14 protein-coding genes are annotated in these 12,557 nt (G+C 42.5%); 5 read left to right on the top strand and 9 right to left on the bottom strand.

Annotated elements, in window-relative coordinates; translation table 11 throughout:
* Window positions 1-53: 53 nt before the first annotated feature.
* Window positions 54-1,172, bottom strand: a complete 1,119-nt coding sequence (gene ald, locus M1E09_RS05010; protein ID WP_456273761.1) for an alanine dehydrogenase — start codon at window positions 1,170-1,172, stop codon at window positions 54-56.
* A 290-nt stretch (window positions 1,173-1,462) separates the two neighbouring features.
* Between ald and M1E09_RS05005 the strand changes: the two genes are divergently transcribed.
* A complete protein-coding gene (locus M1E09_RS05005) occupies window positions 1,463-2,803 on the top strand; it encodes a purine-cytosine permease family protein (RefSeq protein WP_456273760.1) in 1,341 nt (446 codons plus the stop codon).
* A 17-nt stretch (window positions 2,804-2,820) separates the two neighbouring features.
* On the opposite strand, the gene M1E09_RS05000 is transcribed toward M1E09_RS05005, so the two are convergent.
* Complete coding sequence (locus M1E09_RS05000; protein WP_456273759.1) at window positions 2,821-2,943, bottom strand: hypothetical protein; 123 nt, start codon at window positions 2,941-2,943, stop codon at window positions 2,821-2,823.
* A 265-nt stretch (window positions 2,944-3,208) separates the two neighbouring features.
* Here M1E09_RS05000 and M1E09_RS04995 point away from each other — a divergent pair, with 265 nt between their 5' ends.
* Together M1E09_RS04995 and spoIIP are read left to right on the top strand one after the other, a co-directional pair.
* Entirely contained in the window at window positions 3,209-3,733 is a 525-nt protein-coding gene (locus M1E09_RS04995) for an RNA polymerase sigma factor (RefSeq protein WP_456273758.1), read from the top strand.
* On the top strand, window positions 3,726-4,631 hold the full coding sequence (spoIIP, locus tag M1E09_RS04990; protein ID WP_456273757.1) for a stage II sporulation protein P: 906 nt from the start codon (window positions 3,726-3,728) through the stop codon (window positions 4,629-4,631). The genes M1E09_RS04995 and spoIIP overlap by 8 nt, the downstream gene beginning before the upstream one ends.
* Window positions 4,632-4,991: 360 nt before the next feature.
* Here the strand turns inward: spoIIP and M1E09_RS04985 are convergent, their stop codons facing one another.
* The gene (locus tag M1E09_RS04985; protein WP_456273756.1) at window positions 4,992-5,150 is read right to left on the bottom strand and encodes a hypothetical protein; all 159 of its coding nucleotides are present in this window, start codon (window positions 5,148-5,150) and stop codon (window positions 4,992-4,994) included.
* Window positions 5,151-5,258: 108 nt separating this feature from the next.
* Here M1E09_RS04985 and M1E09_RS04980 point away from each other — a divergent pair, with 108 nt between their 5' ends.
* The gene (locus tag M1E09_RS04980; RefSeq protein ID WP_456273755.1) at window positions 5,259-5,714 is read left to right on the top strand and encodes a universal stress protein; all 456 of its coding nucleotides are present in this window, start codon (window positions 5,259-5,261) and stop codon (window positions 5,712-5,714) included.
* A gap of 38 nt (window positions 5,715-5,752) precedes the next feature.
* On the opposite strand, the gene M1E09_RS04975 is transcribed toward M1E09_RS04980, so the two are convergent.
* The 6 genes from M1E09_RS04975 to M1E09_RS04950 form a co-directional block, all read right to left on the bottom strand.
* On the bottom strand, window positions 5,753-6,592 hold the full coding sequence (locus M1E09_RS04975) for an EcsC family protein (RefSeq protein ID WP_456273754.1): 840 nt from the start codon (window positions 6,590-6,592) through the stop codon (window positions 5,753-5,755).
* A 165-nt stretch (window positions 6,593-6,757) separates the two neighbouring features.
* Window positions 6,758-7,945, bottom strand: a complete 1,188-nt coding sequence (locus M1E09_RS04970; RefSeq protein ID WP_456273753.1) for an acetate kinase — start codon at window positions 7,943-7,945, stop codon at window positions 6,758-6,760.
* Window positions 7,946-8,446: 501 nt separating this feature from the next.
* Window positions 8,447-9,433 carry a class I SAM-dependent methyltransferase gene (locus M1E09_RS04965; protein ID WP_456273752.1) on the bottom strand — a complete coding sequence of 329 codons (987 nt, stop codon included), beginning with the start codon at window positions 9,431-9,433 and terminating at the stop codon, window positions 8,447-8,449.
* A 145-nt stretch (window positions 9,434-9,578) separates the two neighbouring features.
* On the bottom strand, window positions 9,579-10,079 hold the full coding sequence (gene tpx, locus M1E09_RS04960) for a thiol peroxidase (protein ID WP_456273751.1): 501 nt from the start codon (window positions 10,077-10,079) through the stop codon (window positions 9,579-9,581).
* Window positions 10,080-10,290: 211 nt separating this feature from the next.
* Window positions 10,291-10,782, bottom strand: a complete 492-nt coding sequence (ytfJ, locus tag M1E09_RS04955) for a GerW family sporulation protein (RefSeq protein ID WP_456273750.1) — start codon at window positions 10,780-10,782, stop codon at window positions 10,291-10,293.
* A 98-nt stretch (window positions 10,783-10,880) separates the two neighbouring features.
* Window positions 10,881-11,597 carry a DUF2953 domain-containing protein gene (locus M1E09_RS04950; protein WP_456273749.1) on the bottom strand — a complete coding sequence of 239 codons (717 nt, stop codon included), beginning with the start codon at window positions 11,595-11,597 and terminating at the stop codon, window positions 10,881-10,883.
* A gap of 156 nt (window positions 11,598-11,753) precedes the next feature.
* Here M1E09_RS04950 and M1E09_RS04945 point away from each other — a divergent pair, with 156 nt between their 5' ends.
* Window positions 11,754-12,539, top strand: coding sequence for an SRPBCC domain-containing protein (locus M1E09_RS04945; protein WP_456273748.1), 786 nt, complete (start codon window positions 11,754-11,756; stop codon window positions 12,537-12,539).
* Window positions 12,540-12,557: the final 18 nt, after the last annotated feature.

Genomic DNA, 12,557 nt, shown 5'->3' with positions numbered 1-12,557 from the left:
AGCGAAACAAAAAAACAGGCTGTCCCACTTCATGCGGACAGCCTGTTGCATCATTAAATTTGATCGAGCAATGTTTTTGTATCTGAGTAATCCAGGTTATGCGACTCTGCTACCGCTTGATAAGTAACGTATCCGTTCAATGTGTTGATTCCTTTTAACAATCCCAGATTGTCCAGGCACGCTTGCTTGTAGCCTTTATTGGCAATTTGGATTGCGTAAGGAACCGTTACGTTTGTAAGGGCGATAGTTGATGTACGAGGAACAGCACCAGGCATGTTCGCAACAGCATAGTGAACAACACCATGTTTTACGTAAGTTGGATCGTCATGTGTCGTGATTCGGTCTGTTGTTTCAAAGATTCCGCCTTGGTCGATGGCGATATCCACAACCACTGATCCAGGCATCATGGATTTGATCATATCTTCTGTTACAAGCTTCGGTGCTTTCGCTCCCGGAATCAATACTGCGCCGATGACAAGGTCAGACTCTGCAACAGCTTTTTCAATGTTAAGCGGGTTGGACATCAATGTCTGAACGTCGCTTCCAAAAATATCATCAAGCTGGCGCAGGCGTTCCGGGCTTAAGTCAAGAATCGTTACTTGTGCACCCATTCCTACAGCAATTTTAGCAGCATTTGTTCCTGCAACACCACCGCCAATAATAGTAACGCGGCTGCGCATAACACCCGGAACCCCGGATAGAAGAATTCCTTTTCCGCCATGGATTTTCTCAAGGAATTGAGCACCAAGTTGAGTGGACATTCTTCCTGCCACTTCACTCATTGGAGTCAATAGCGGCAATGTGCGGTTCACTTCAACTGTTTCATAAGCAATACCGACCACTTTATTTTCAATAAGAGCTCTAGTCAGCTCAGGCTCTGGAGCCAAATGTAAATATGTAAATAGGATTAACCCTTCACGGAAATACTGATATTCGCTTGGCAGCGGTTCTTTTACTTTCATGACCATATCCATGGACCATGCTTCAGATGCGCTTCCAACAATGTGACCTCCAGCAGCTGTATAATCTTCGTCTGTAAAACCAGAGCCGAGGCCCGCCCCGGATTCAATATATACTTCATGACCGAACTGGGTAAGATTCACCACTCCTGCCGGTGTCATTGCCACTCGGTTTTCATTGTTTTTAATTTCTGTCGGTACTCCGATACGCATTTAAAAAACCTCCTTATTTCGAATCCATATGTAAAACTTCTTAATTAATATAACACTATCATTCTTAAAATGCTAAACAATTTTAAAGAAAATGTAAGCATTTACATTTAGACAGAAAAGCCTGAATTTTCCCTTTCCATTCAAAGGGAGGCAGTACTTTCGTATATGTCTGTATATAGTGCTTCAGCTTCATTAAAAATGCTCGCGCAATAACATTCTATCCTTCCCTTTTTGCTCAGATTCTATACAATAGGAAGAGCATGAATTTCTAAGAAACGAGGGATTCCTCTATGAAGAAATCTCCAGCTATCGAAAGATTGGGCCTGGAGTCCGTTCCTGAAAACTTAAAAACGACGACGTGGTTTGATTATTTCATCATACAACTTGCCTTCTCTGTCAATTCAGGCAACTTTCTTGTTCCTGCCCTGGCAGTTTTAGAAGGGGGCTTATCGATGATTTGGGCGATTATCAGTACACTGCTTGGAGGAAGTCTTGCATTCTTCTTCGTTTCCGTCCTTTCATTGCCAGGCTCTAAGTATGGATTGCCAGCACAGTATGTCATACGTTCAATGATAGGGACCAAGCTTTCAAGGTATGTAGCATCGCCTGTCAGGTCACTAACCTCTCTCTATTGGTTCAGTGTACAGACAATCGGGGGGACGCTGGTCATTCTCTCGCTCATCAATAAAACATGGGGAGTCAGCCTGCCTCTTGTTCCAATAGCCATTTCACTTGCACTAATTATGACGATTCTGGCTTTGATCGGTTTTGATGCGGTAAAAAAGGCTACTAAACTGTTCATGCCATTCCTGCTGGTCGGACAGGCGGCCATTCTGATCATTTTCATCACTTCAGCAGCTGATAGTACTGGCAGCTCCATATTGTTCACAGCAGAAGGCTTTTCTTTTGGCAGTTTTGTGTTCTTTGCCAGTCTGGCATTCGTTCAATATGTATCAGGGGTAAGTGCGTCCTCGGATATTACCCGCTATGCGAAAACAGGGAAACAGGGCTTTTGGGGCCTCTTTGCCGGCAATGTGTTCGGCTTTTTCATGACTGCATTGCTCGGGACATTCAGTGCTGCCCTCTTTCAAAATCTGAATCCGTTCGTCGCGGCAACAGAACAAACTGGATCTGCTTTGTTGACTGCCTTAATCGGTATATGTGCAATTGTGTCAATGATTTCAATCAATCTAAGTAATGCTTATACGGGAGGATACAGCCTGCTTAACGCCATTCCTTTACTTGGAAGAGTGAGAAGTGCACTGGTGTTCGGTGCAGCTGGTATCGTCTTAAGCTGTTTTCCAGCCCTTGTGGACAATGCAAAAGATTATATCTCCCTGCTTGGGGCCTTTGTCATTCCATTGTCGGCCGTCATCGTCGCTGACTTTATCTATGTAAAGAAAATGAAAATCCCCGAAGCAGAATTGGCTAAGCTGGTTTCCGGCACATTTCAGTACAATATGAAAGCAGTGTATACACTGGCGATTGCCCTTGTGATCTATTTCCTCATTCCAGAAGGATGGTCTCCGGGATTCCTCAGTTTCATCTTAACGTTCGCGATGTACAGCCTGGTTTCAAGGACCTCTGCTAAACAAATAATGAACGATAACAAAAGCCGCCACGCCCTTTAAGGATGGCGGCCTTCTTATTATCCTGCCGCAGGAGCTTCCCCGGCAGCTTGCCTTTGCCCGAGCTCCTGATCCATCAACAGAAGGGCAGATGAATCGTTACCGGCCATTTTTAACCGATTCACGATTCTTTTAGCCTTCATTCACACACTCTTCCCCCTCACACTGCTTTAAAACAACATATTGTATTGTATTTAAAGGGAAATAGGTTTGTGTCTTGTATATATAACTTTAATCAATATCCAGATTTCTACTAAATAGTGTTTTGTTTTTTTACACGAATAATAAGTTAATACACTCTCTTTAATACAGTGTGAACTCAAAAAGAAAATTAAAGCATTTTCAAATAAAGTGTAACCTTTTCATTTTTGAAACGATTAATAACTGAATGTAAAAGGGGGGAAGAGATTGAAAGGAAATACTATCGAACAACTCTATTCAAAGCATCACAAAGATGTCTACAAGTTTTTGATTTGTTTTACCGGAAACAAAAATGAGGCAGAAGACTTAACACAAGACGTTTTCATGAGAGTAATAAAATCAATTTCATCCTACAATGGCTCTTGCAGCCTCACCACTTGGATTTTTTCCATAGCAAAGCACACAGCGATTGATCACTTTCGCAAAAAGCGCTTCAACTCTATCGTTAAAGAATCTTTCTTTAAGAACTTATCTTCCAATCATCTCAGTCCTGAAGAACTGATCATTCACGATGAAAATAAAAAAATGATCCACCAGGCGGTCTTACAACTGAAACCCTCCTATCGGACCGTAATCATCCTTCGCGGAATCAACGAATTTTCTATTAACGAAACAGCTGAAATCTTAAACTGCAGTGCTTCTAAAGTAAAAGTCACCTATCACAGGGCATTAAAAAAACTGAAAGAGGATATTGGAGCCACTCAGCTGGAGGAGGTACTAAAAAATGCATGATGATCAATATTTTTTCAAACACCTGAAACATTCTGATGAGTTTTTACCATCTGAAAGATTCACAGAAGAAACACGATTATTATTAATGGATGAAGAAGAAAAGCATCTTAAGAAAAAGAAGTTCAACAAACAAGCCGCCTTGGCAATAAGCATACTGAGCAGCCTGGCCGCTGTCTTATGGTTGAGTTTTGGCGGAACCTCCTTTCTTTTTGAGTCGGTGAAGAATACAGGGATATACGCAGGGTTGGATACCGTCGTGGAGAATTCAAAGGCTGATATTTTCATTTATCATACACACAGCCGTGAATCTTTCATGAGTGAAATCGGAGTAACAAATGCTGACCAGGCACACAGTAAAAAAGTTAATATTAGCTTGGTCGGTGAGCGCCTTGCACAATCTTTGGAAAATAACGGGGTGAGCGTGCAGCATGATAAGCGGGATTACATCTCAGAACTGGAAAAAAAGAATCTCGATTACTCCCAATCATATAAAGTGTCCCGCTCTGCTGTCGCTGAAATTTTGAACACTAACAGCCGATCATTAAACATGATAATCGATATCCATAGAGACAGCCAGACGAGAGAAGCGACTACTTTGGAATATGGAGGAGAGAATTTTGGTAAAGTCGCTTTTTTTATTTCTTCCTTTGCAGAAAATGAAGATGAAGTATTGAACTTTGCAGAACTAGTCCATAAAGAAATCGAAGAAAAGGTCCCCGGACTTTCAAGAGGAGTCTTCGTTAAAAACAGTTCGCCTGTACAATCCACATACAACCAGGATTTGTTCGACCGGACACTCTCCATCAACATTGGAGGAGCCGGAAATACGCTCGAAGAAGAATACAGGACCGCAGATATCCTTGCACAGGTACTGACTGAAATACATCAGAATAAATGAGGATGGGACATAAGTTGAAAACTATTTAATTTAAGTTGAAATAACGAAATAAAATCGTATGAGTTCAAGATTATTTACTTGACTTCATACGGTTTTATTCATTTTATCAGGCTTTTTTAAAAGAGTGTTACTTTAAATGCTATTTTACCCCATACCATTTTACGTAGGAGGCTTGGAGCGGAAGACGTGCGACCTCCTGCGGGACTAGCGGGACAGGTGAGACCCCGCAGGCAAAGCCGAGGAGGCTCACCGCCCGCCCCGCGGAGTCGTACGGCTGGAGCGGAAAGCCATTACTTTTAAACAGCCACAATCATTGCGAAAAGAGCCTTTTATTATTGTTTTGTCCCAACCTCATCAAAATCAGTATTTTCCTTCTTCCGGATCGACGCCCGAGCTTAGCGGCCCAGCCTCGCCATCATGCAGCCCTGATTCATAAGAATCCATAATTTGAGCAGATGTCTGCTCAGCTGCATTTTCATCATAGAAGCTTTGCTGTTTCAAACGGTTCTTCTTGTCCATGGTTTAAGGCCCTCCTTTTTAGGAAAAACAACTACTAATAGCTTTTGAAATTTTGTACCAGATATTAGAGGAAATATATAGTAAAATATAGGCAAGGAGGGATGAGCCATGACTTTAAAATATAAGAGCATCCTTGTAGCGGTTGATGGATCGAAAGAAGCTGAATGGGCATTTACAAAATCTATAGACATCGCTTTACGGAATGATGCAAAACTTTCCATTATCCATGTCATTGATTCCAGGTCATTTGCAGCAGTTGAATCTTACGAACAGTCAGTTAGTGAAAGGGCCAGTCAATACGCCGAAGAGCTACTGACTTCGTATAAAGAGAAGGCGGAACAAGCAGGTTTGACTTCAGTCCAGACACTGCAGACACTGGTCGAATATGGTTCCCCTAAAGTCGTCATTCCAAAAGATGGAGCGGAAAAGGTGAATGCAGACTTGATTGTCTGTGGTGCAACAGGCTTGAGTGCGATGGAACGATTCCTGATTGGAAGCGTATCTGAACATATCACGCGATCTGCAGAATGTGACGTCCTTGTCGTAAGGACGGACGACCAATAACAAGCTAAAAAAGCAGAGCCGGTTCCGGCTCTGCTTTTTTAGTAATCACTTCGTTTACTGGACAAATAGCGGTATTGATAATATTTTTCCGCAAAATCGTTCATTTTCCTGGTGAACTGATAATTGACGCCTGCCCCGAGTGCCATACTGATCAGCGGCATACCAGAAAACCGTTTCTTCCGGAACATTGTGATGGCCATTGCTTTTAAAAGGTGTTTAAGAGGCCCTTCAAGCCAAGTATAATCGGTCAGCTTTTCTGTTCCATCGTAAAAATAGTCATTTTCTTTTCGCTGCAAATCTTCCATTAGTTCTTCCCATGCTTCAGCCTTTAACCTTGCCGGAAGGGTTGCTGCATGAAAAACTTTTAAAGAGGTCATCATCTCAAAAGGCGTCTGCACGTCAAAACCATAGGAAATAGCGATCAGTTGTACAGAGCGCAAGTTAATGACAGCCATTGCAGGAAGGTCCGTGCTCAGGGCAGCAGCTCCCCCCGTCCCAGTCATTCCTCCTTGAAGGAAAGAGTAAAGCTGGTGTCTGCCGGAATGCTGCATCGCAATGTAATGAAGCTGGTCAATCGTCAATAAATGGAGATCATGAAAGCTGTCTATTTCCTGATTGAATGCCCGTGCTGTCTTTAGGATACGCTCTCTCGCATCATTCTGCAGCTGAGATCCTTGCAGTAAAGAATGCAAGTGAAACAGCCAGCCATCTAATTTTTGAAAGAACTGCTCCTGAACTTCGATTGGCAGGTTGGAAAAAGCACTGTCAAGCCATTTGACGTATGTATTTTCGAGATCATTCGCTTCATAATCATACAGGGAATCCTGCCACTGCCGGATTTCCTCGAGAACTTGTTCATCTCTTTCAGACCATTCCATCGATTTTCAACTCCTATAGTAGACATCATTTTCTTTAATATACCATAACAAGAAGTTTCATCCTACCTGGACTATTAATCATTAGCAGGGAAATTGTAAAATCATAAAATACAAAAAAGACCCCATAACTGGAGTCTTAGTAATCAAAAAAAATGCCGAATATTTTTACACAGTCAAACGCTGGACATCACGGGCAATCATGACTTCTTCGTTCGTTGGGATGATCATGACCTTAACAGGTGAATGAGGATAGTTGATGAACGTTTCCTCTCCTCTTACCTTGTTCCGTGCAGGATCCCAGTAGATGCCCATGAACTCGAGTCCTTTAAGAACTTTCTCACGGACAATCTGGCTGTTTTCACCGATGCCCGCAGTGAATATGATTGCATCTACGCCGTACATACGGGATGCATAGGAACCGATGTATTTGTGGATGCGGTTAGCGAATACTTCCAATGCCAATTCAGCTCGGTCGTTGCCTTCTTCGGCTTGTTTTTCAATATCGCGCAGGTCGCTTGAAAGGCCTGAAACACCCAGCATTCCTGACTTTTTATTCAGTACATCGAGGACTTCATCGGCTGTCTTTCCTGTTTTTTCCATGATGAATGGAATAAGGGCAGGATCGATGTTGCCTGATCTCGTTCCCATTGCGACTCCTGCAAGCGGTGTAAAGCCCATAGACGTATCGATGGACTTTCCGCCTTCGATTGCCGCAATACTTGCACCGTTTCCTAAGTGACAGGAAATCAGCCGCAGCTGCTCTTTTGGTCGGCCAAGCATTTCTGCTGCTCTTTCAGATACGTATTTGTGTGAAGTACCATGGAAACCGTACTTACGGATACCGTACTGCTCATAGTAATCATACGGCAGGCTGTAAAGGAATGAACTTTCCGGCATTGACTGGTGAAATGCTGTATCGAATACCGCAACCGCCGTGACATCAGGCAGAACACTCTGGAAAGATCTGATTCCAGTGATGTTTGCAGGGTTATGAAGCGGAGCCAGTTCAGAAAGCTCCTCAATTTTTTGGATGACTTCCTCAGTGATGACTACTGAATCACTGAAGACCTCGCCCCCGTGTACGACCCGGTGCCCGATTCCTTCAATTTCATCCAGCGATTTGATGATCCCTGCTGATGTCAACTTATCAAGGAGCATTTTTACTGCCACTTCATGATTTGGGATGTCTGTTACTTGCTCTTGCTTTTCTCCGTTGACTGAAATGGAAAAAACAGAATCCTTCAGTCCGATTCGTTCGATAAGTCCTTTTGTAATAACCTCTTCTTGAGGCATTTCGAAAAGCTGGAACTTAAGTGACGAGCTTCCAGCATTAATTGCAATGATTTTTGCCATATTCTATACCGCTCCTTTTTTTCTGATCGATCTGCCTTTATTGCTTTTCTATACTAGTTTGTTCATTTCAGTGCTTTATATCTCTCAATTTTTCATTTAATCACTGCTTCTTATGCTTTTCAAGAGGAAGGTTCAGTTGTTATCGTTTTCATGGCAAAATAAATATTTTCAGAAAAATAAAAAGGGTGTTTTCGTGGATATTGTGGATTGACTGTTTTTAAAAGATTGTGGGTTTTATTCTGTTTACACCGGCATTAATTAAAGATTATTTGATTGGAGCGGAAGGCGTGAGACCTCCTGTGGGATTAGCGTGACAGGTGAGACCAAGGTTACGTACCCACCGGAACGTAACCCCGCAGGCAAAGCCGAGGAGGCTCACCGCACGCCCCGCGGAGTCGCACGCCTGGAGCGGAAATCACTATTAAACCCCTGTTCAATATAAAAAAGGACAAAGCCGCCAATAGTTACATTGATGACTCTGCCCTTATGAGGTTGTTTCCCCTATTTATTCTCTTTAAACCACTGATCCATTTTAGCCAGCATATTTTCCATCGCCTTTTGGTTCGATAACGATGGCATGTTAGCCATCAAGACTTCTTTAGGAGGTTTGATATCGGCTTTTTTCTTTTGTAAAATCAGGATGCTCTTAGCGGATTTTTCATTTTTGAATAATGACAGCGGCAGTTGGAGCAGCCCTTGGATATAAACCTGCTCTTTAAAATAATCGTGCAGCTTCTTGGCTTCTTCCGACTGAAATAGGTGGTTTGGCACAAGGAAAAACAGGTAACCGCCCGAATTGGTATGCTTAATGCTTTGTTCTATGAATAGATGATGAGAGAATGAATGTCCTTGATCGCTTTTGAGCTCATAGTCGGCAGCTCTAAGATCGTTAGGGTAATACCCTACTGGCAAATCACTGATCACCACATCAACAGGTTCGATGAACAAAGGTTCCAATGAATCTTGATTGAACAACTGAAGCGGATGCTTCTGGAGGTTGGCGCCGACGTACGATAACTTAATCAACAGATCATCGATATCGATTCCAACTGATGATACCTCCTTGTCTGTCAATCCGTTAAGAACTGTCGTAAGCAGATTCCCTGTCCCTACTGCCGGGTCTAAGAGCTGCAGTTCTTTTAAACCTTTCGTAAACTTTCCGACTAGATAGCTGATGAACATACCGATTGCATCAGGAGTCATTTGGTGATTGGGCTGAGAACTTTCTTTCATCCCCTTTAAAATGGCCAGCTGCAATGCTTTTCTGATTTGTTCTTTCCCCATATCGTCCAGGCCCGCTTCAGCATATTTCTTCTGAAGCCGTTTCTGCGTCAATTCATTGAGCTCATCCTGAACCACATTTTGATGAAAAAGATTTTCACCGCTCTCGGCGATGGCTTCTAAATATGTACAAGACAATTCTTCTTGTAAAATCAATGCTGTTTCATCTAACACATTGAAAAGATTTTCTGTTGGAGAAACTGTCATAAGTTCTCTGTCTCCTTTACTATTGATTCTCCCTCTATTTTACCTTTGCCTGTACAGGTGTCAAAGATGTTGCGCTTAATAACAAAAACTGACCCTGAAGGAAAAGGTCCCGGGCCAGTTTGATCATGCTGTATTGGAACAGAAGCTACTGAGCTTTTTTCACTGCATCGATCGCTGCATCATAGTCAGGATGGTCTGTTGCCTCGCTGACGTATTCAGCATAAGTGACTTTGTCATTGCTGTCGACTACAAATACAGCGCGGGCAAGCAAGCGCAATTCTTTAATATGCACCCCGAACGCTTCGCCGAAAGACATGTCGCGATGATCGGATAGCGTTTGGACATTTTCGATTCCGTTCGCTCCGCACCAGCGTTTCTGGGCGAAAGGCAAATCAGCTGAAATGGTAAGTACTTCCACACTTTCAAGTTTTCCTGCTTCTTCGTTAAATTTGCGTGTCTGGGCATCACAAACTCCAGTATCGATAGAAGGCACAACACTGATCAAACGCACCTTGCCTTTCGTATCGTTGAGAGATACCTCTGATAGATCATTAGCTAAAACCGTAAAATCAGGAGCAGAGTCACCAGGTTTAACTTCATTGCCTAATAGTGTAACTGGGTTATTTTTAAACGTAATGTCAGCCATATTGAAATACCTCCTCTATAAGTATGAATCTCTTACATCGTACAAAACGGGGTTGCCCGGAAGCAACTAATTCGACTTTGGAGTTTAATGATGTGTCATATCGCTCTTTTACGTAGTGATCATGCTCAATAAAAAATAAATTCGGACTGAAAGACCCGTTATGGATCAACGAGTGTTCCAGTCCTTCATTTACCTTTAATAATGTCTCGAGTTAGAAATCAAATTGGTTTTGTCCGCCGTTTTGCTGCTGTTGCTGCTGACTTTGGCCTTGGCCCTGGCCATTATTTTGATTGTTCTTCTTCATCATCCCTTGAATTTTCTCAAGAACCCCCGGAGCCAAGTCAAGAATCTTCTCGAATAAGTGTGTATTTTCATCAAGATGCAGCATTTTAACTCCTTTTGAGCCTACGATAAGGAACGCAATCGGAGTAATGGAAACTCCGCCACCGCTACCGCCGCCAAAGGGCTGTTCTTTCTTTCCTTGCTTACCGTCCTTGCCATCCTGGCCTTCTTTATCACCTTTGCCGCTTATGATAAATTCGCTGCCGCCTGCGGCAAAACCGAAACCGACCTTTGAAACTGTCAAAATGACACTTCCATCAGGCGTTTCAACTGGGTCTCCGATAATCGTATTGACATCAATCATTTCTTTCAGATTTTCCATTGCTGTGGTCATAAGTCCTTCAATTGGATGATCAGACATAAGATTACCTCCTAAAATGTTATGTACGCTTTACCACTCTAAAGCGGCATAGGGGACAGTCCCTCTTAGCGCGTTAGTGTGGTAAAGTGTGCGTCTTGTTAGACGGAGTGGTTTTCTTTAGAAACCATTGATAACGACTTTGATTGGAAATTCGGTTTGCCGCCTTTCCAAAATTTGATTAATTTGATTCCTGCTAATATAGCATGCCCGACCCGAAAAGTTATGATACATGAAAAATCCGTTTGAATGATTGCTTTTTGAAAGGATGGAAGAACCGCAACTTCAGGAATAGATTGCAGTTTCATATAATGGCTTACGACACCGATTATGCTTCCCTTCGCCCCCCATACAAGCCCTGTCATGGTTCCCGTGGTTGCAGCATCACCGGTCCCAAAAACAGTCTGCCACTTTACATCGAAAACCTTCACTTTACTCAAGAACTTTCTGATAATCCGATGGAGTCCTGCCACATGCTCCAGCAATTCCCGAAAATCTTTTAAGGAAGTCAGAATCTCTTCTGGCGTTTCCTTTTTCAGTTTGTCTTTTTCCTTCCCCTTTCCTTCATTGCCTTTCTGCGTCTTCTCCTCAAAGACAATATTAGGCCCATCATCATCGATCTTAATTAATGGAACCTCTACCTTATATTTTACGAGGCCGAACCAGGCCCTGAATTTAATAGTTATATGGTCATTATCATTTCCATGATAAAGTGAAATTGTAATCGTCAGCTTGGTTATTAAAATGATAATCAATAAGAAAGAAATCAGGCCTAAAACTAGAAACAGCGCAATGATCCACCCATTCACTTTTTTCACAACCCTTCAACTTGCCATTATGGGCATTTTTCATGCGAGTTAAACCCAATTCCTAAATTACGGTTAAAAAATCTATATTGCTTTTTAAATCAATAACATGTTACCATTTAGTCACATGTTAAATATAAGCCATTAACTAAATGAAAGGGTCATCAAATGGAGGATCATCTCACACCATTATTCAAAGCATTGTCCCACCCAATACGCAGACGTATACTCGATATTCTGAAGCAATCGCCGAGTACTACCGGGGAGCTCAATGAACATTTCCCTGAAGTATCACGTTATGCCATTATGAAGCATTTAACTGCATTAGAAGAAGGAAAGATCGTTCTCTCCAGGCGAAAAGGCAAGTATAAGGTCAATTTCCTGAATGCGGTCCCGCTTCAGGAAATGCACAATCGCTGGGTAGGAAAATACATGGAATCATCCGCTTCATCTCTGCTTAACTTAAAGGCGGCAGCAGAACAATCAGAAGGAGGCAGCAAAATGAAAACCGAAGAACAAAGTAAGATATTTCGAATTGAACAAGAAACCATCATTAATGCAACACGGGAGCAGGTATTCAAAGCACTGACTGACAAGGTTGAAGACTGGTGGGAATTCCGCCTTGCTCCGGAAGGAAAAAAATCATCCCTGACTCTGAATCCCGTACCCGGGGGACAGTTCATTGAAAAATGGGATGAAAATGCGGGAGCCATCTGGGGTAATGTTTACTATGTGAATGCTCCTGAGGAAATACGTATTCAGGGCCATCTTGGCATGCAGGGAGCGGTCAACAGTGCATATACCTATCGCCTCACCGAGGAAAATGGGACGACCACATTACAGCTATCCCACACTGCATCAGGAGTAATTGAAGAGAATTGGGAAGAAAGCCATACAGAAGGGTGGAAACACCTCCTGGGCACATTGCTTAAAAATTATATAGAAGGCAGTTAATAATGTTGTTATTTTAGC

Source organism: Bacillus sp. AK031, assembly GCF_053903065.1.
Note: the sequence above shows the minus strand (reverse complement) of the source record. Positions and strands in the feature narration are given on the sequence as shown.

Coding starts and splice junctions, on each gene's coding strand:
- tpx (WP_456273751.1), bottom strand. CDS start 10,079: ATGGCTGACATTACGTTTAAAAATAACCCAGTTACACTATTAGGCAAT.
- M1E09_RS04975 (WP_456273754.1), bottom strand. CDS start 6,592: ATGGAATGGTCTGAAAGAGATGAACAAGTTCTCGAGGAAATCCGGCAG.
- M1E09_RS05005 (WP_456273760.1), top strand. CDS start 1,463: ATGAAGAAATCTCCAGCTATCGAAAGATTGGGCCTGGAGTCCGTTCCT.
- M1E09_RS04980 (WP_456273755.1), top strand. CDS start 5,259: ATGACTTTAAAATATAAGAGCATCCTTGTAGCGGTTGATGGATCGAAA.
- M1E09_RS04985 (WP_456273756.1), bottom strand. CDS start 5,150: ATGGACAAGAAGAACCGTTTGAAACAGCAAAGCTTCTATGATGAAAAT.
- M1E09_RS04970 (WP_456273753.1), bottom strand. CDS start 7,945: ATGGCAAAAATCATTGCAATTAATGCTGGAAGCTCGTCACTTAAGTTC.
- M1E09_RS04965 (WP_456273752.1), bottom strand. CDS start 9,433: ATGACAGTTTCTCCAACAGAAAATCTTTTCAATGTGTTAGATGAAACA.
- ytfJ (WP_456273750.1), bottom strand. CDS start 10,782: ATGTCTGATCATCCAATTGAAGGACTTATGACCACAGCAATGGAAAAT.
- M1E09_RS05000 (WP_456273759.1), bottom strand. CDS start 2,943: ATGAAGGCTAAAAGAATCGTGAATCGGTTAAAAATGGCCGGTAACGAT.
- spoIIP (WP_456273757.1), top strand. CDS start 3,726: ATGCATGATGATCAATATTTTTTCAAACACCTGAAACATTCTGATGAG.
- ald (WP_456273761.1), bottom strand. CDS start 1,172: ATGCGTATCGGAGTACCGACAGAAATTAAAAACAATGAAAACCGAGTG.
- M1E09_RS04945 (WP_456273748.1), top strand. CDS start 11,754: ATGGAGGATCATCTCACACCATTATTCAAAGCATTGTCCCACCCAATA.